Origin of the sequence: Serratia sp. root2, from assembly GCF_031931805.1 — a bacterium.
Classification (GTDB): domain Bacteria; phylum Pseudomonadota; class Gammaproteobacteria; order Enterobacterales; family Enterobacteriaceae; genus Serratia; species Serratia inhibens.
Map to the genome: position 1 here is coordinate 2,789,676 of NZ_JAUJXB010000001.1, position 16,080 is coordinate 2,805,755.

Below are 16,080 nucleotides of genomic sequence, written 5' to 3' on the forward strand. Positions count from 1 at the left end.
ATAGCCAGTAAGCATAGCGATTATTTCTAGCTTCAAAGAAAAATCATTCAGTTGTCATAATGATTGCGTCACGACAGGAGAGTCAGCCCCCTTTATAATCATCGCCATCAGTTTATCGCCCCGGGAGTGTCATGCGCCTGATCCACACCTCTGACTGGCACCTTGGCCAGTACTTTTTCACCAAAAGCCGCGCCGCCGAGCACCAGGCTTTTTTACGCTGGCTGATCGAGCAAATAGAACAGCAACGGGTGGATGCGCTGATCGTCGCGGGGGATCTGTTCGACACCGGCTCGCCGCCAAGCTACGCCCGTGAGCTGTATAACCGCTTTGTGGTCGAGCTGCAGCGCACCGGTTGCCAGTTGGTGGTGTTGGGCGGTAACCACGACTCCGTGGCAACCCTGAATGAATCGCGTGAATTGCTTTCTTGCCTGAATACAACGGTGATCGCCAGCGCCCAAAGCGACATCGGGCAGCAAATCCTGGTGCTTAACCAACGCGATGGTCAGCCGGGTGCAGTGCTGTGCGCCATCCCGTTCCTGCGCCCGCGCGATCTGACAACCAGTCGCGCCGGCGAATCGGGCGGGCAAAAACAGCAGGCGTTGCAAGAGGCGATCGCGGAACACTATCAGCAGCTTTACCGGGCAGCCTGCGCACGCCGCGATGAACTGGGGCTCACCTTGCCGATTGTCGCCACCGGCCACCTGACCACCGTGGGTGTTACCACCTCCGATTCGGTACGCGATATTTACATCGGCACGCTGGATGCCTTTCCGGCGCAGGCATTTCCACCGGCCGATTACATTGCGTTGGGGCATATTCATCGGGCGCAAAACGTCGCCAAATCCGAGCATATCCGCTACAGCGGTTCACCTATCCCGCTCAGTTTTGATGAGTTGGGCAAACCCAAAAGCGTGTTTATGGTGGATTTCGCCGAAGGCGCCCTGCAACAGGTCACCGCACTGGAGATCCCCCGCTTCCAGCCGATGCAACTGATCAAGGGCGATTTGGCGCAGATCGAACAACAATTGCGGCAGTTCGCCGATTATCAGGGGGAACTGCCGGTATGGCTGGACATCGAAGTGGCGACACAGGATTACCTCAGCGATATTCAGCGCCGTATCCAGCTGTTGGCGGATCAACTGCCGGTGGAGGTGGTATTGCTGCGCCGCAGTAAAGAGCAGCGCCGCCAGGCCCTTGAACAGCAGGACAAGGAAACGCTCAACGAACTGAGCGTCAATGAGGTCTTCGAGCGGCGGCTGGCGCAGGAGACGGAAATCACAGAGCCCCGTCAACAGCGGATGCGCCAAATGTTCCATCAGGTGGTCGAGGCCGTACGGCACAACGACGAGGAGCCGACCCAATGAAAATCCTGAGCCTGCGGCTGAAGAACCTCAATTCATTGCAGGGCGAGTGGAAGATCGATTTCACCGCAGAACCTTTTGCCAGCAATGGACTGTTCGCCATCACCGGGCCAACCGGCGCGGGCAAAACCACCCTGCTGGACGCCATCTGTCTGGCGCTGTACCACCAAACGCCGCGCCTCAACGTGACGCCGAGCCAAAACGAACTGATGACGCGCCACACCGCCGAATCGCTGGCGGAGGTCGAATTCGAAGTCAAGGGCGTTGGCTACCGCGCTTTCTGGAGCCAACGCCGCGCCAAAAACGCACCGGACGGTAACCTGCAAGCGCCAAAAGTGGAACTGGCACTGCTTGAAGACGGTAAAATCCTGGCGGATAAAGTCCGCGACAAGCTGGATCTGACCGCCGCGATCACCGGGCTGGATTTTGGCCGCTTCACCAAATCGATGATGCTGTCCCAGGGGCAGTTCGCCGCCTTCCTCAATGCCGATGCCAATGACCGGGCCGAACTGCTGGAAGAGCTGACCGGCACCGAGATCTACGGCCAGCTTTCCGAGCGGGTTTTCGAGCAGCACAAACAGGCCAAAGCCGATCTGGACGCCTTGCATCAACGCGCCAGCGGCATTGAGCTGCTGAATGACGAACAACGCCAGCAGTTGGAGAGCCAATTGATAGCGCTGAGTGCGCAGGAAACAGCCCTCAGCGGTCAGGCCAGGCAACAGCAACAGGCGCTGAACTGGCTGCAACAGTGGCGGCAAACGCAGCTCCAGCAGCAGGAATACCAACGCCAGTTGAGCGTCGTGCAACAGGAGCAGGCCGCGGCCGAACCGCAGTTGCAACAGTTGGCGCGCAGCGAACCGGCGGAGAAATTGCGACCGCTGCATAACGATCGTAATCGCTGCCGCAGCGACCAACAGGCGCTGCAACAGCAGATCGCCCAAATGGCGCAGCAGCAGGAGCATCAGCTTGCGCAGATGGCGCCATTGCAGCAGGCAGTGGAAAAAGCGCGCACCGAGCAACAGACGCAGGCCGAACGCCAGCAGATCCAGCAGCGGCTGATCGACGAGCAGATCGTTCCGCTCGACCACCAGATTGCTCAGTTGCAAAAAACGCAGGCGGAATTGCAGCAGGCGTGCGACAGCACCGCCCGGCAGTGCCATCAACAGAAAGCGGATCTGGAGCAACTCAACGTTCAACGCAGCCAACTGACCGCACAGGCCGGGCAACATCAGGAGAAGCTTAGCGGACTTAACGCAGCGCTGATGGCACAGCAACAACAGCAAAATGCGCTGGAAGCGCAGTCACCACTTGCGGCGTTGCGCCAGCGGCAGAGTGCGTTGGCCGAGTTGCGCCCGGTGCGTCAGCAGTTGTTCACCCTCTCCTCGCTGTTCCGCCAGACCAGCGAGCGGCTTGAACAACAGCGCAAAGAGTTTACCGCCCGTCAGGCACAGCTTGGCGAACATGAGCAACGTCTGGAAGAAACTCGGCGGCACTACAAGCAGCAAAAAGCGCATCAGTTGGACGTTGAAAAAGCCCTTGAGCTGGAAAAGCGCATCGTCAGTCTGGAAGCAGAGCGCGCGCTGCTGCAAAGCGGCGAGCCCTGCCCACTGTGCGGCTCCGCCAGCCATCCGGCCATTGAGCAATATCAGGCGGTAAAACCCTCCGAGACGGCATTGCGCCTGACGGAAATGCGCGTCAAAACCGAGGCGTTGTACACCTTGGGCACCGAACTGCGCACCCGTTGCGAAAGCCTGAAAGAACAACAACAGCGCCAACAGCAGCAGATAACCCAGGACGAACAACAACTTGCCGCCCAGCGCCAACAGTGGCAAACCCTCAGCGCACCGCTGGCATTTGATTTCGAGCTGCAAGATGCCGAGCGCCTGAGCCAGTGGCTGAACGCCTGCGACAGCGAAGAACGCCAGGGCCAGCAATGGCTGGCGCAGCATGAACAGGCAGCACAGGCGGTACAGCAGGCGAAAGATGCCCTGGCCGAACTGCAGGCACAGCAACAACAGGCGCAACAGCAACAAGCGATGCTGGACGAGCGCTTCATCCTGCTGGAAAAAAACCACGCCGACGCGCAGTTGCAACAGCAGCGTCTGCAGCAACAGTGGCAAGAGGGCGAGAAAACCCTGGGCGAGCAACGCGCGCAGCGGCTGGCGCTGTTTGGCGAACAACAGATTCCGCAGGTACGCGAACAACTGCGCGCCCAACAGGCCGCCTGCGAGCAGGCCAGCCATCAGGCGGCGGAACAATGGCAAAAAGCTCAGGAACAGCGCGACCGCCTCGCCGGGCAACTTGCCGGCTTGCAGCAACAGCAACAACGGCAGAGCGAACGGTTGCAACAGGCGGAACAAACCTGGCTGGAAGCATTGGCCGCCAGCGAATTCAACGACGAAGCCACTTTCAGCGCCGCACTGTTGGACGACGCACAGCGCCGGCAATTGCAGCAGCATAAAGAACAGCTGCACCAGCGGCAGGTGGAGGCCAGCGCCCTGCTGGCACAGGCTGCCCAGACGCTGGAGCAACAGCGGCAGCAGCGCCCGGAGGGGTTGGATGAAGCTCTGGCCGATGCGCAATCCCTGAGCCAGAACCTGGAGGCGCTTGCGCAGCAGTTGAAAACCTTGCAACTGCGCCAGGGCGAAGTGCGTAACCAATTGGAAAGCGACGCCGCACGCCGTCTCAATCAGCAATCGCTGTTTGAGCAAATCGGCCAGAGCCAGCAGCAGTACGATGACTGGAGCTACCTCAATCAGCTGATCGGCTCCAAAGAAGGCGATAAATTCCGCAAGTTCGCCCAGGGGCTGACGCTGGATCACCTGGTATACCTGGCCAATAATCAGTTGGGGCGGCTCCACGGGCGCTACCTGTTGCAACGCAAAACCAGCGACGCGCTGGAACTGCAGGTGGTGGATACCTGGCAGGCGGACGCGCTGCGTGATACCCGCACCCTGTCCGGCGGCGAAAGTTTCCTGGTCAGCCTGGCATTGGCGCTGGCGTTGTCTGATCTGGTCAGCCACAAAACCAGCATCGACTCGCTGTTCCTCGACGAAGGCTTCGGCACGCTGGATGCGGAAACCCTGGATACCGCGCTGGACGCGCTCGACAGCCTGAATGCTTCCGGTAAAACCATCGGCGTGATCAGCCATGTCGAAGCGATGAAAGAACGCATTCCGGTGCAGATTAAAGTGAAAAAGGTCAACGGACTGGGTATCAGCCGGCTGGAGCCGCAGTTTCGGCAGGAAAGTTAGGTTGGCAACGGGTGCCACTGACGCGGACCGATGCCAAACCATCGCCGCCCCTTCACGGTCAATACATCACCAGAAAAGCGCATTCTCGCCGCCTGGCCGCTCACTTTTGGTGCGCGGCCAGGCGGTGAACCTCTCGGTTTGATTAGCGGCCGTTAGCGGCTCACCCACGCCGGCGGACAGGCATCGTCATGGCATAAAACCTGCAACGTTGTGGCTGGATACCTTCTTTATCAGCGCTGGCGGTTTTTTCGATCGGGAGAGCGACATGACAATGCAACTTAAACCTACCCTGGGTACCCTGCATCTTTGGGGCATTGCCGTCGGGCTGGTGATTTCCGGGGAATATTTTGGCTGGAGCTACGGTTGGGGTGTGGCGGGGACGCTCGGTTTCCTGATCACCACCCTGATGGTGGCGACCATGTACGGCTGTTTTATCTTCAGCTTTACCGAGCTGACCACCGCAATCCCTCACGCAGGCGGGCCTTTCGCCTATAGCCGCCGGGCCTTTGGCGAAACCGGCGGCCTGATCGCCGGGCTGGCAACGCTGGTGGAATTTGTGTTCGCCCCCCCGGCGATTGCCATGGCGATTGGGGCTTACCTCAACGTGCAATACCCGGCGCTCAATCCCAAGTGGGCGGCAGTGGGCGCCTACGCCATTTTTATGACGCTCAATATCCTCGGCGTTAAGCTGGCGGCGCTGTTCGAACTTTGCGTCACCGTGCTGGCGGTCTTTGAGCTGCTGGTGTTTATGGGCGTAGTGGCGCCCGGCTTTAGCTTCAGCAATTTCGTGCTCAACGGCTGGGCGGGCAGCGATCATTTCGGCAGCGCGGCGCTGTCCGGTATCTTCGCCGCCATTCCGTTCGCCATCTGGTTTTTCCTGGCCATCGAGGGCGCGGCAATGGCGGCGGAAGAAGCCAAGGATCCGAAACGCACCATTCCGCGCGCCTACATCTCCGGCATTCTGACGCTGGTGGTATTGGCGCTGGGTGTGATGCTATTGGCCGGCGGCGCGGGCGACTGGAGCAAACTGTCGAACATCAACGATCCATTGCCGCAGGCGATGAAAATGGTGGTAGGCGAAAACTCCGGCTGGATGCACATGCTGGTGTGGATTGGCCTGTTTGGATTGGTGGCCAGCTTCCACGGCATTATTCTCGGCTATTCGCGCCAGTTCTTCGCGCTGGCGCGCGCCGGTTACCTGCCGACCTCGCTGGCCAAGCTGTCGCGCTTCCAGACGCCGCACCGGGCAATCCTGGCCGGCGGCGTGATCGGCATCGCCGCGATCTTCAGCGACAGCTTGATCAACCTGCAGGGCATGAGCCTCACCGCCGCCATGATCACCATGGCCGTCTTCGGCGCCATCGTGATGTACCTGATGAGCATGCTCAGTCTGTTCAAACTGCGCCGCATTGCGCCGGAACTGGAGCGTAGCTTCATGGCACCGGGCTATCCGCTGGTACCGGCCATCGCGCTGGTGTTGGCGCTGGTGTGCCTGATCGCCATGCTGTGGTTTAACCCGGTGATCGGCGGGGTGTTTATCGCCCTGATGGCCTGCGGTTATCTCTATTTCCTGCTGACCAAAACTCAGCGCCGCAACGCACCGCAGGACCTGATGCTGTCCGGCAGCGACTGAGAAGTGTGATCGCGGCGGCACTCCCCGGCGAAAAGCGTTGAGGCGCCGCCGACAAGGGTTATGATGCTGCTGATAACAGGATTGCTACTGTATACCTAAGAATTTCAAGCTGCAGCCTTGCCCAATGACTCAAGCTCATGCAGGCACAACATGCAGCCCCCGGCCAGTTCAGGGGAAGAGAAATATTCGAATGCAGGCAAAACCTGACGCAGGGGATCGCTCCCGTGCGTCAGGTTTTTTCGTTTTCAGCACGCTGAAACATCCGGGAATAACCATGAAAATCGCAAAAATACTTAATAATAACGCGGTGATTACCTTGGACGACCGTCAGGAAGAAACGGTGGTGATGGGGCGCGGCATCGGTTTTAAAAAGAAGGCCGGCGATCTGCTGGACGAAAGCCTGATCGAGAAGATCTTCACGCCGAATGGCGGTGAGATGGGCGAGCGCTACAAAGAGCTGCTGGCGGAGATCCCACTGGCCTGCGTGACCACCGCCGACAAAATCATCACCCTTGCCCGCCAGCGCCTGCCGGGCAAGTTGCACAACATCGTCTATATCACGCTGACCGACCATATCCACTTTGCGCTGCAGCGCCACGCTCAGGGGCTGGACATCAAGAACGTGCTGCTGTGGGAAATCAAAAAGCTCTATCCGGCCGAGTTTGCCGTCGGGCTGGAAGCGCTGGATCTTATCGCCCAGCGGCTGGGCACCGCCCTGCCGGAGGACGAAGCCGGTTTCATCGCCCTGCATCTGGTCAACGCCCAGTTGAATGACGAGATGCACAACACACTGCACATCACCCGCGTGATGCAGGAAATCCTTAACATCGTCAAATACCATTTCCGCTTTGATTACAACGAAGAAGCGCTGAGTTACCACCGCTTTGTCACTCACCTGAAATTCTTCGCCCAGCGCCTGCTGGGGAAAAACTACGTCGACAGCGACGATGATTCGCTCTACCAGGTCGTGAAAGAGAAATACCGCGAGTCATTCGCCTGTGCCGGCAAGATCAATCAGCACATCGAAAAACATTACCAACACCAGCTAACCAGCGAAGAGATGATGTTTTTGACCATCCATATCGAGCGGGTGCGCAGTGAGAGCGAGGTGAAATAGGATCAGCGCCGGGCGTCGAACACCCGAATGCCATACTGCGGGAAAACGCCGTCGGCGGTGATCAGCGTCAGACCTTCGGCCTGCGACTGGGCGATCAGCATGCGATCGAAAGGATCGCCGTGGTGTTGCGGTAACTGCCCCGCCTGCTGGCTATGAAAAGCGGCTATCGGCAACGACAGAAAATCCTCAGCCTCAATGATGTCAAAAATGTCCTCTGGCACCGGCAGCTTGCCCAACGCCTGCTTGATCGAGATTTCCCATACGCTCGCCGCGCTGACGTAAACCAGATTATTGGGATCGGCGATCAGATTGCGGGTCAGCGGCCCCAGGCTGGCATTGTCCACCAGCCACCACAGCAGCGCGTGGGTATCCAGCAGCAAGCGCCTCATTTTTCTCCCTCAAACAATGCGGTGATGTCCGCATCGCCGGCATTAATATCCTCCGGTACGGTAAATTTACCTTTGGCCGCGCCGGGTTTGCGCGCTTCACCTTTAATCGCCATCAACTGAACGTAAGGCTTCCCTGCTTTCGCTATGATCACGGTCTCTCCCTCTGCGGCTTTATCCGCCAACTGGCTCAGGTTCGATTTTGCTTCGTGCATATTGGCCTGAATAGGCATGAGCGTCCCCTTAGCTAAGTTAGCTAAAGCATAGAGGGGCGTCCAGTTTTTGTACAGCGGATTGATTAAAGCGCGAACAGGCTCGCGCTTTTTTGCAACAGTTACCTCTGCGGCCACAACCAGGCGGCGCCGCGCACACCGCTGGAATCGCCGTGGATCGCTTTGCGTATTGGCGTTTCGCACTCGCCGCCGAATACCCAGGATTTCACCAATTGCGGCACATGCCGATACAAGCGGTCTACATTGCTCATGCCGCCGCCCAGCACCACCACGTCCGGATCGAATATATTGATCACATGCGCCAGCGATTTCGCCAGCCGCAGTTCATAGCGGCTGATGGCCCGCTCCGCCAGGGCATCGCCTTGCGCCGCCAGCGTCATGATCTCATGGCCTTTTAGCGGGTTGCCGCTCAGGCGCGCATAGTCGGTTGCGAAACCGGTGCCGGAAATGAAGGTCTCGATGCAACCTTGTTTACCGCAGTAACAAGGCACCTCGGTGCGAAAACGCAGCTCGTCGTCATCCATCCAGGGTAAAGGGTTATGCCCCCATTCGCCGGAAATGCCGTTGCCGCCGGAGTGCGCCTGCCCGTTAATCGCCACGCCCGCGCCGCAGCCGGTGCCGATAATCACCGCAAACACGGTTTTCTGACCGGCTGCCGCGCCATCGGTGGCTTCCGACACCGCCAAACAGTTGGCGTCGTTGGCGATGCGCACTTCACGCGCCAGCATCGCCGACAGATCCTTATCCATGGGTTGGCCGTTTAGCCAGACCGAGTTGGCGTTTTTCACCAGCCCGGTATAGGGCGACAGCGTGCCCGGAATGCCGACGCCGACAGAGCCTTGCTGCCCGGTATTTTCTTCCGCCAGCTTCACCAGGCCGCTGATTGCATCCAGCGTTTGCTGATAGTCATGACGCGGCGTCGCGATACGATGGCGGAACAGCTCATGCCCATCGTTGGCCAGCGCGATCACTTCAATTTTGGTGCCACCCAGATCGATACCAATGCGCACGATTTTTTCTCCTCAATGCACAACAACATTGCTACAGACTACTGTAACCGGCATGCAGGATCATCCTCTTGCCGCCGAATGTGACGGCGACGGCAATTTCCGCATCAGACCTCATACCGGCTGCCGCTTATTAATTAGCCATCAGGTACACTGTTTTTAAACAGTTCCACATAATAAATCCGGAGAGCAGCGATGAAACCTGCCGTGCTGATCGTCGATGACGACCCCGCTATCTGTGACGTGCTCTGCGACGTGCTCAATGAACACGTATTTACCGTTCATGCCTGCCACCGGGGCAGCGAAGCACTGGCCTTACTCAACCAACAGCCGGACATTGCGCTGGTGCTGCTCGATCTGATCCTGCCGGATACCAACGGCCTGTTGGTGCTGCAGCAGATCCACCGCCTGCGCCCGGATTTGCCGGTGGTGATGCTGACCGGCCTCGGCTCCGAGTCCGACGTGGTGGTCGGCCTGGAAATGGGCGCCGACGATTACATCGCCAAACCCTTCAACCCACGCGTAGTCGTGGCCCGCGCCAAAGCGGTGCTGCGGCGTACCGGCGCACTGGCGCTGGAGCCGGTTGCCGCCGGCCAGAGCAAGCCTGAAGGCTGGCAATTCAACGGCTGGTGTCTGGACGCCACCCGCTGCACCTTGCACAATCCGCAACGGCAACCTGTCGATCTGACCCAGGGTGAATATGGCCTGTTGCTGGCGCTGGTACAGCACGCACGCAAAGTGCTGACCCGCGATCGCCTGCTGGAACTGACCCACAGCGAAACGCTGGAAGTGTTCGATCGTACCATCGACGTACTGATCATGCGGCTACGGCGCAAGATCGAGATCAATCCGCATCAACCCGAACTGATCCGTACCATTCGCGGGCTGGGTTATGTATTCGCCGCCGACGTCAGCCAGCCGGTGGCTGCCGCCTGATATACGCCTGCAGTTCCGGTAACGGCCGTGCGCCGTCGATAGCATTGGCGCACAGCAGATTGAAACGCGCGCAGGCGTGCGCCAGTTGCAAAGTCTCCGTCAAAGGCCAGTCTTCATGGCTGGCGTACAACACCCCGGCGCAAAACGCATCCCCGGCGCCGACGCTACCGACAATCTCGCCTTCGCTCAGGCGCCATGAGGGCTGCCAGCGTGCATCGCCGCCGTTTTCCAGACCATACGCCCCTTCAGGGCAGTGAATCACCACCCTTCGCCGCACGCCGGCCTGCAACAGCTGCTGCGCGGCCTGCGCCATCAAATGCTGCTGCAAAGCGCCGTCGGCGGCACGCAGCGCCAGCCCGGTAAACTCTCCGGCCTCCAGTTCGTTGATCACCAGGTAATCCAGCCAGCGCAGCGCCGGCAAGACCAGCGGCCGGTAGCGCGGGTCACCCTGTCGCGATACCAGATCCAGCGACGTCCGGTAACCGCGCTGCTGCAGCTGCGCCAGCAGCCGCGCGCTGCGGGTGCCGAACGCCTCATCCGGGCGATCCAGGCTGTCCAGCAGCAGCAGGTAACCGAGATGGAAAATTTTGTGTTCACTGTGCAACCTATCGAAAGCGTCCAGATCCAGCAGCCGGTTGGCGCCCGGCGCATGGAAGAAGGTTCGCTGCCCGCCCGGTTCGGTCATCACCTGCGACATGGAGGTCATCGCCCCTTCGCTGCGCTGCACCCAGCGGCCGTCAACCCGGTGCTGCGCCAGCATCTGCATGATGTAATCGCCGTCGGCGTCGCAGCCGATCAGCCCGATCGCCGCCAGCGGCAGCCCGGTTTCCATCCGCGCCAGCGTCAGCAGTACGTTAAGCGGCGCGCCGCCGGTGGCGCGCTGGCTGCGTTCAATCTCCACCAACCAGCCCGGCTGCGGCCAGTGAGCGATGTGATGTACGTGATCCACCAGCATATTGCCGGCCGAAACAATGCCACGCCGGGTCATTACAACCGCCCGGCGCTGCCGAAAATATGCATCTGCTGCTGCACTACTTCGCTAATCGACTGCTCCACCGCCAGCAGCACCTCGGCGAACTCATCGTAAATTGCGTGGCGCTGCGTCATCCGCTGCTCAATCGCGCCCAGCGCCGCCTGAGACATGCCGGTGTAGAAATTGATCTTGTGAATGCCCAGGCCAATCGCCCGCTTGAAGTCGGCCTCGCTGATGCCGGAACCGCCATGCAATACCAGCGGAATGCCGGCCTGCTGCTGGATTGTCGCCAACCGGTCGAAATCGAGCTTCGGCTCACCCTTGTATTTGCCGTGCGCATTGCCAATCGCCACCGCCAGCGCATCGATGCCGGTCAACCCGACAAACTCGCGCGCCCGCTGCGGGTCGGTGAATTTATTGCTGTCGGCCTCGCCGTACAGCGCGCCGCCTTCGTCGCCGCCGACCGCACCCAGCTCAGCCTCGACCGAGACGCCGGCGGCGTGGCACATGCGTACCACTTCCTGCGTCTGTCGCACGTTCTCTTCATAGCTCAGGCCAGACCCGTCGAACATGACCGAACTGAACCCCAGACGCAGCGCCTGCACTACCGCCTCGAAATGCAAACCGTGATCCAGATTCAGCACCACCGGAATAGCGTGCTGCGCCGCTTCGCTTTTAATCGCCGCCACCAGCGACTCCAGCGAAACGTACTTAAAGTGCACTTCGGCAATATTGATAATAAACGGCGATCGCACCGCCTCAGCGGCCGCAAACAGCGCACGCAGAAAGTGGCTGTCGAGCACGTTGAACGCGCCAAGCGCATAACCGTGCTGACGAGCGTGCGCCAACCCCTGCGCCAGTGAAATCAGTGCCATAGCTGTTCTCCTTTAATCGATAAAGCGCGAGTATTCGTTGCACAGCAGCCACTGCGGCGGCTGGTCTTCCGTTATTTGACCAAAGCGGCTGAGCGGCGTCAGAAAGCGGTTGTCGTTGTCGTCATCGTTTACCGTCGAAACTTCACCCACCAGCACGTCGCCAAAGCCCTCTTCCCCCCAAAAGCTGTGATAAATACCCGGCGTCAGGCAGATGCTTTCTCCCGGAGCCAACCGCAGACGCGAGCCGGCGGCATGGGTCTGCCGGCAACCGTCCAGAGTAACGGTTACGGCTCCGTCGGCCAGCCGTTCATCGGCATCGGCGTTGTGCAGTTCAACGATCAGATTGCCGCCGCCGCGGTTGATGATGTCCTCGCGTTTGCGCCAGTGAAAATGCATTGGCGTCACCTGCGCTTCGCGGCAGTGCATGATCTTCTCCGCATAACATTTGACGTAGGGCTGGCCGCCGGGCGAACCGTTGCGCAGCGTGAATAACGTCAGGCCATGGTGCGCAAAGTCATCGCCGCCGAACGCGGTGACATCCCAACCGAGTTTCAGATCGAAGACCTCCTGCCACGACTCACGATCGCGCTGCCGCCAGGCCGACGGGCTAAAATGGGCGAACGGTGGCAGGTGGACGTCGAAACGGGCAAAAAAGTGCTGGGTTTGCTGCAGGATCCGGTTCACGGCGGAACGGTTCATGGCACCTCCGGGCGTGGTTATCAATAAGGGGCCAGACTGAGCCGGCCCCTGTCGGCAGAAGATTATTTCACCGTCCAGCCTTTGTAGCCGCCGATATTGTGTTTATCGATCATGGTCACCGGGATCAGCACCGGGCCGGTTGGTGCGGGTTTGCCCTGCAGAATGTCATAACCGATCTCGACCGCCTTGGCCGCCATCACCTGCGGATCCTGCGCCGGCGTCGCCACAAACAGCGAGTTGTCGCGTTTGAGCGCCTCTTCACCGTCCGGCGAGCCGTCTACGCCGACGATAAAGAACTCGCTGCGCTGCGCCTGCTTGGCCGCCAGATCGGCGCCGATCGCAGTCGGATCGTTAATCGCGAATACACCGTCGATCTTCGGATTGGCCGCCAGCAACGAAGTCATGATCTCCAGACCGCCTTCGCGGCTGCCCTTGGCGTTCTGGTTGTAGGACAGCAGCTTGATATCCGGGTGTTTCTTCAGTTCGGTCATACAGCCTTCCACCCGGTTTTGCACCGCAGAAACCGGCGGCCCGTTGATGATCACCACGTTGCCTTTCTCTTTCAGGCGATCGCTGATGTATTTACAGGCCATCGCACCCGCCTGGGTGTTATCCGAAGTGATGGTGGCGTCGGCACCTTCGGCCGCCACGTCTACCGCCACCACCACGATGCCGGCGTCCTTGGCGCGTTTGACCGCCGGGCCGATGCCTTTGGAATCGGCGGCGTTGAGGATGATCATATCGACCTTGGCGGCGATGAAGTTGTCGATCTGCGCCACCTGCTGGCCAAGATCGTAACCGCTCGACACCAGCGTCACATTCACCTTGTCACCGGCCAGCTCCCGCGCTTTCAGCTCGGCGCCCTTGGTGATCTGCACAAAGAACGGGTTGGCCAGATCGCCCACCGTCACCCCGATCGATTTCAATTCTTTCGCCTGGACTACAGAGGCGCTGCCGAGCGCGGCGGTAACCAACAAAGCGGTAATCAATGGCTTGAAACGCATAGTGTTTTCCTCATTATTATCCAGATGTTATGAAGCACTGCGATTAGTGTTGATAGTTTCGGGTACGGTATTTATCAATCAGCACCGCTATGATGATCACCGCCCCTTTGATCACCAATTGCCAGAAATAAGAAACCCCCATCAGCGTCATGCCGTTGTTCAGGGTCGCGATAATCAACGCCCCCACCAGCGTGCCGGTAATGGTGCCGATGCCGCCGACGAAGCTGGTCCCGCCGAGGATCACCGCGGCGATGGCATCCAGCTCATAGCCCATGCCCAGGTTGCCGTTGGCGCTGTAGAGCCGAGAGGCGCTCATCACCCCGCCCAGCCCGGACAGCAGGCCGCTCATGCCGTAGACGAACAGCAGCACCGCGCCCACCTTGATGCCTGTCAGACGTGCGGCCTGTATATTGCCGCCCACCGCGTAGATATGAACCCCGAGCGTGGTGCGGCGCAGGATGAACCAGCACAGCGCGATCACCGCAAAGGCGATAATCACCAGCCAGGGAATCGGCCCCAGATAAGAATTGCCGATCCATTCAAAACTGATATTCGAGTTGATGATGGTGGTGCCGTCCGCCAGCAGATAAGCCGCGCCGCGCAGTGCGGTATAGGTGCCAAGCGTCACGATAAACGGCGGCAAACCGGCGTAGGCCACTAGAAATCCATTGAACAGCCCCATACCCAGTCCGGCCAGCAGCGCCAGCGGGATCGACAACCCGGCCATGCCCGGCATCAGGGAAACCGCCATCGCCACCACCGCCGTGGTGCCCAGCATCGAACCGACCGAGAGATCGATGCCGCCGGTAAGAATGATAAAAGTCATGCCCGCGGCCAGCACGATGTTAATCGACGCCTGACGGGCGATATTCAGCAGGTTGGCATCGGTAAAAAAATTCGGCGCGACAAAGCCGAAAACCGCGACGATCAGGATCAGAATCGGCAGAATGCCGACGGTTTGCATCATATCGCCCATAAACGCCCGTTTCAGCGTGGGATTTTTTGCGCCAGGCGGCAGCGGGTTCGAAGTCATGGCAGGCTCCTTGAGCGTACGGATTGAATTATTCATGGTCGGCGATTTCCACGGCTGTTTCGACGCCGGTGGCCAGCGTCATGATGTTTTCCTGAGTAATGTCGCTGCCGCTCAGTTCGCCGGCGATACTGCCTTCGTGCATGACGTAAACCCGATCGCTCATCCCGACCACCTCAGGCAGTTCGCTGGAGATCATCAGGATCGCCACCCCCTGCTGCGCCATCTGGCTCATGATGCGGTAAATTTCGCTCTTGGCGCCGACGTCAACGCCGCGCGTCGGTTCATCGAGGATCAGAATGCGCGGGCCGATCGCCACCCAGCGTGAAATCAGCAACTTTTGCTGGTTGCCCCCGGACAGGCCACCGGCGCGCACCTGAGCATGCGGCACACGGATATTCAACAGGCCAATAGCGTCTCTGGAAATGCTCTGCGCCTTGCGGCGATTCAGCAGGCCATAGCGGCCATCGCGCTCCAGCGTTGCCATAACGATATTTTCATGGGCCGCCAGATCGAGAAACAGCCCCTGCTCCTTGCGGTTTTCGGTGAGAAAACCGATACCCAGAGCGATGGCGTCGCGCGGCGAATGGATATTGGCCGTTTTGCCGTCAATCTCCACCGTGCCGCCGCTCGCCTTGCGCACGCCGAAAATCAGCTGCGCCAGTTCAGAGCGCCCGGCGCCTACCAATCCGGAAAGGCCGACAATCTCGCCGGCGCGCACCTGCAAGCTGACCGGCTTCACTTTCTTGCCGTCAGTCAGCCCGTGCAGCGTCAGGCGCGGTTGGCCCACCGCAATCCCCTGTTCCTTATTGAACAGATCGCTCAGCGGACGGCCCACCATCATGCGCACCAGTTCGCCGGCAGACAGTTTGTCGCGCGTCAGGCTGCCAACGTACTGGCCGTCACGCAGCACGCTGACGCGATCCGACAGTTCATACACTTCCGCCATGCGGTGGCTGATGTAAATGATCGCCATGCCCTCATCGCGCAGGCGCTTGATCAGCTCAAACAGCCGATGCGTTTCACGCGAAGAGAGCGCCGCCGTAGGCTCGTCCATCACCAGGATGCGGCTGTTGCGATGCAACGCGCGGGCGATTTCCACCTGCTGCTGCTCGGCGATGGTTAATTTCATGACCCGATCGCCGGCACTGAACTGCGCGCCCAGCCTGTCGATCACCTTCTGCGCTTCCAGCAACATCTGCCGGCGTTTCACCAGGCCGCCGCGCTGGATCTCGCTGCCCAGAAAAATGTTCTCCGCCACCGTCAGATTGGGTGCCAGATTCATTTCCTGGTAAATCAGCGTGATACCTGCCGCCAGGGCGTCTTTTGGCCCTTTGATGGCGAACGGCTGCCCATCGATAAAAATTTCCCCGCTGCTGGCGATATACGCGCCGGCCAATATTTTCATTAACGTGCTTTTACCCGCGCCGTTTTCACCCATCAGCGCGTGGATCTCACCGCGATATACCGTCAGGTCGACGCCTTTCAGCGCATAAAACTGACCAAAACTCTTGGCGATGTTGTGCATTTCCAAAATCGGGGTCACGCTCATCGTCATACCTCAGGCTGCGG

At 59.6% G+C, this 16,080-nt stretch carries 14 protein-coding genes; 5 read left to right on the forward strand and 9 right to left on the reverse strand.

Annotated features, from left to right (window positions below; all coding sequences use genetic code 11):
* Nucleotides 1-131 precede the first annotated feature (131 nt).
* From sbcD to licT, 4 genes are all read left to right on the forward strand, one after another.
* Nucleotides 132-1,364 (forward strand): exonuclease subunit SbcD, encoded by a 1,233-nt coding sequence (gene sbcD / locus QZQ97_RS12940; RefSeq protein WP_311993721.1) that lies wholly within the window; start codon nucleotides 132-134, stop codon nucleotides 1,362-1,364.
* The gene (gene sbcC / locus QZQ97_RS12945) at nucleotides 1,361-4,615 is read left to right on the forward strand and encodes an exonuclease subunit SbcC (protein WP_311993722.1); all 3,255 of its coding nucleotides are present in this window, start codon (nucleotides 1,361-1,363) and stop codon (nucleotides 4,613-4,615) included. The genes sbcD and sbcC overlap by 4 nt, the downstream gene beginning before the upstream one ends.
* A gap of 265 nt (nucleotides 4,616-4,880) precedes the next feature.
* Complete coding sequence (gene eat, locus QZQ97_RS12950; RefSeq protein WP_311993723.1) at nucleotides 4,881-6,248, forward strand: ethanolamine permease; 1,368 nt, start codon at nucleotides 4,881-4,883, stop codon at nucleotides 6,246-6,248.
* A gap of 274 nt (nucleotides 6,249-6,522) precedes the next feature.
* On the forward strand, nucleotides 6,523-7,365 hold the full coding sequence (licT, locus tag QZQ97_RS12955; protein ID WP_311993724.1) for a BglG family transcription antiterminator LicT: 843 nt from the start codon (nucleotides 6,523-6,525) through the stop codon (nucleotides 7,363-7,365).
* A gap of 2 nt (nucleotides 7,366-7,367) precedes the next feature.
* Here the strand turns inward: licT and QZQ97_RS12960 are convergent, their stop codons facing one another.
* The 3 genes from QZQ97_RS12960 to mak all read right to left on the reverse strand — a co-directional run bounded on the left by QZQ97_RS12960 (nucleotide 7,368) and on the right by mak (nucleotide 8,994).
* Nucleotides 7,368-7,754 (reverse strand): type II toxin-antitoxin system VapC family toxin, encoded by a 387-nt coding sequence (locus tag QZQ97_RS12960; RefSeq protein ID WP_063198104.1) that lies wholly within the window; start codon nucleotides 7,752-7,754, stop codon nucleotides 7,368-7,370.
* Nucleotides 7,751-7,984: a type II toxin-antitoxin system Phd/YefM family antitoxin gene (locus QZQ97_RS12965; protein ID WP_013811708.1), complete on the reverse strand. Its 234-nt coding sequence runs from the start codon at nucleotides 7,982-7,984 to the stop codon at nucleotides 7,751-7,753. Before QZQ97_RS12965 ends, QZQ97_RS12960 begins: the two co-directional genes overlap by 4 nt.
* A gap of 101 nt (nucleotides 7,985-8,085) precedes the next feature.
* Complete coding sequence (gene mak, locus QZQ97_RS12970) at nucleotides 8,086-8,994, reverse strand: fructokinase (RefSeq protein WP_311993725.1); 909 nt, start codon at nucleotides 8,992-8,994, stop codon at nucleotides 8,086-8,088.
* Between the two features lie 192 nt (nucleotides 8,995-9,186).
* Between mak and QZQ97_RS12975 the strand changes: the two genes are divergently transcribed.
* Entirely contained in the window at nucleotides 9,187-9,927 is a 741-nt protein-coding gene (locus QZQ97_RS12975; protein ID WP_212558707.1) for a response regulator, read from the forward strand.
* Here QZQ97_RS12975 and QZQ97_RS12980 read toward each other — a convergent pair.
* The 6 genes from QZQ97_RS12980 to QZQ97_RS13005 form a co-directional block, all read right to left on the reverse strand.
* The gene (locus QZQ97_RS12980) at nucleotides 9,902-10,915 is read right to left on the reverse strand and encodes a carbohydrate kinase family protein (protein ID WP_311993726.1); all 1,014 of its coding nucleotides are present in this window, start codon (nucleotides 10,913-10,915) and stop codon (nucleotides 9,902-9,904) included. The two genes, QZQ97_RS12975 and QZQ97_RS12980, sit on opposite strands and share 26 nt — an antisense overlap.
* Nucleotides 10,915-11,775: a ketose 1,6-bisphosphate aldolase gene (locus tag QZQ97_RS12985; RefSeq protein ID WP_311993727.1), complete on the reverse strand. Its 861-nt coding sequence runs from the start codon at nucleotides 11,773-11,775 to the stop codon at nucleotides 10,915-10,917. The genes QZQ97_RS12980 and QZQ97_RS12985 overlap by 1 nt, the downstream gene beginning before the upstream one ends.
* A 12-nt stretch (nucleotides 11,776-11,787) precedes the next feature.
* Nucleotides 11,788-12,474 carry a D-lyxose/D-mannose isomerase gene (locus QZQ97_RS12990; protein WP_311993728.1) on the reverse strand — a complete coding sequence of 229 codons (687 nt, stop codon included), beginning with the start codon at nucleotides 12,472-12,474 and terminating at the stop codon, nucleotides 11,788-11,790.
* Nucleotides 12,475-12,536: 62 nt separating this feature from the next.
* Nucleotides 12,537-13,478, reverse strand: coding sequence for an ABC transporter substrate-binding protein (locus QZQ97_RS12995; protein ID WP_073440797.1), 942 nt, complete (start codon nucleotides 13,476-13,478; stop codon nucleotides 12,537-12,539).
* Between the two features lie 43 nt (nucleotides 13,479-13,521).
* Complete coding sequence (locus tag QZQ97_RS13000; protein ID WP_006321202.1) at nucleotides 13,522-14,511, reverse strand: ABC transporter permease subunit; 990 nt, start codon at nucleotides 14,509-14,511, stop codon at nucleotides 13,522-13,524.
* Between the two features lie 28 nt (nucleotides 14,512-14,539).
* Nucleotides 14,540-16,060, reverse strand: coding sequence for a sugar ABC transporter ATP-binding protein (locus QZQ97_RS13005; RefSeq protein WP_311993729.1), 1,521 nt, complete (start codon nucleotides 16,058-16,060; stop codon nucleotides 14,540-14,542).
* Between the last annotated feature and the right edge of the window lie 20 nt (nucleotides 16,061-16,080).

What these genes read in the sequence shown, in the direction of transcription:
- sbcD (WP_311993721.1), top strand. Translation starts at nt 132, where the DNA reads ATGCGCCTGATCCACACCTCTGACTGGCACCTTGGCCAGTACTTTTTC.
- sbcC (WP_311993722.1), top strand. Translation starts at nt 1,361, where the DNA reads ATGAAAATCCTGAGCCTGCGGCTGAAGAACCTCAATTCATTGCAGGGC.
- eat (WP_311993723.1), top strand. Translation starts at nt 4,881, where the DNA reads ATGACAATGCAACTTAAACCTACCCTGGGTACCCTGCATCTTTGGGGC.
- licT (WP_311993724.1), top strand. Translation starts at nt 6,523, where the DNA reads ATGAAAATCGCAAAAATACTTAATAATAACGCGGTGATTACCTTGGAC.
- QZQ97_RS12960 (WP_063198104.1), bottom strand. Translation starts at nt 7,754, where the DNA reads ATGAGGCGCTTGCTGCTGGATACCCACGCGCTGCTGTGGTGGCTGGTG.
- QZQ97_RS12965 (WP_013811708.1), bottom strand. Translation starts at nt 7,984, where the DNA reads ATGCCTATTCAGGCCAATATGCACGAAGCAAAATCGAACCTGAGCCAG.
- QZQ97_RS12975 (WP_212558707.1), top strand. Translation starts at nt 9,187, where the DNA reads ATGAAACCTGCCGTGCTGATCGTCGATGACGACCCCGCTATCTGTGAC.
- QZQ97_RS12980 (WP_311993726.1), bottom strand. Translation starts at nt 10,915, where the DNA reads ATGACCCGGCGTGGCATTGTTTCGGCCGGCAATATGCTGGTGGATCAC.
- QZQ97_RS12985 (WP_311993727.1), bottom strand. Translation starts at nt 11,775, where the DNA reads ATGGCACTGATTTCACTGGCGCAGGGGTTGGCGCACGCTCGTCAGCAC.
- QZQ97_RS12990 (WP_311993728.1), bottom strand. Translation starts at nt 12,474, where the DNA reads ATGAACCGTTCCGCCGTGAACCGGATCCTGCAGCAAACCCAGCACTTT.
- QZQ97_RS12995 (WP_073440797.1), bottom strand. Translation starts at nt 13,478, where the DNA reads ATGCGTTTCAAGCCATTGATTACCGCTTTGTTGGTTACCGCCGCGCTC.
- QZQ97_RS13000 (WP_006321202.1), bottom strand. Translation starts at nt 14,511, where the DNA reads ATGACTTCGAACCCGCTGCCGCCTGGCGCAAAAAATCCCACGCTGAAA.
- QZQ97_RS13005 (WP_311993729.1), bottom strand. Translation starts at nt 16,060, where the DNA reads ATGAGCGTGACCCCGATTTTGGAAATGCACAACATCGCCAAGAGTTTT.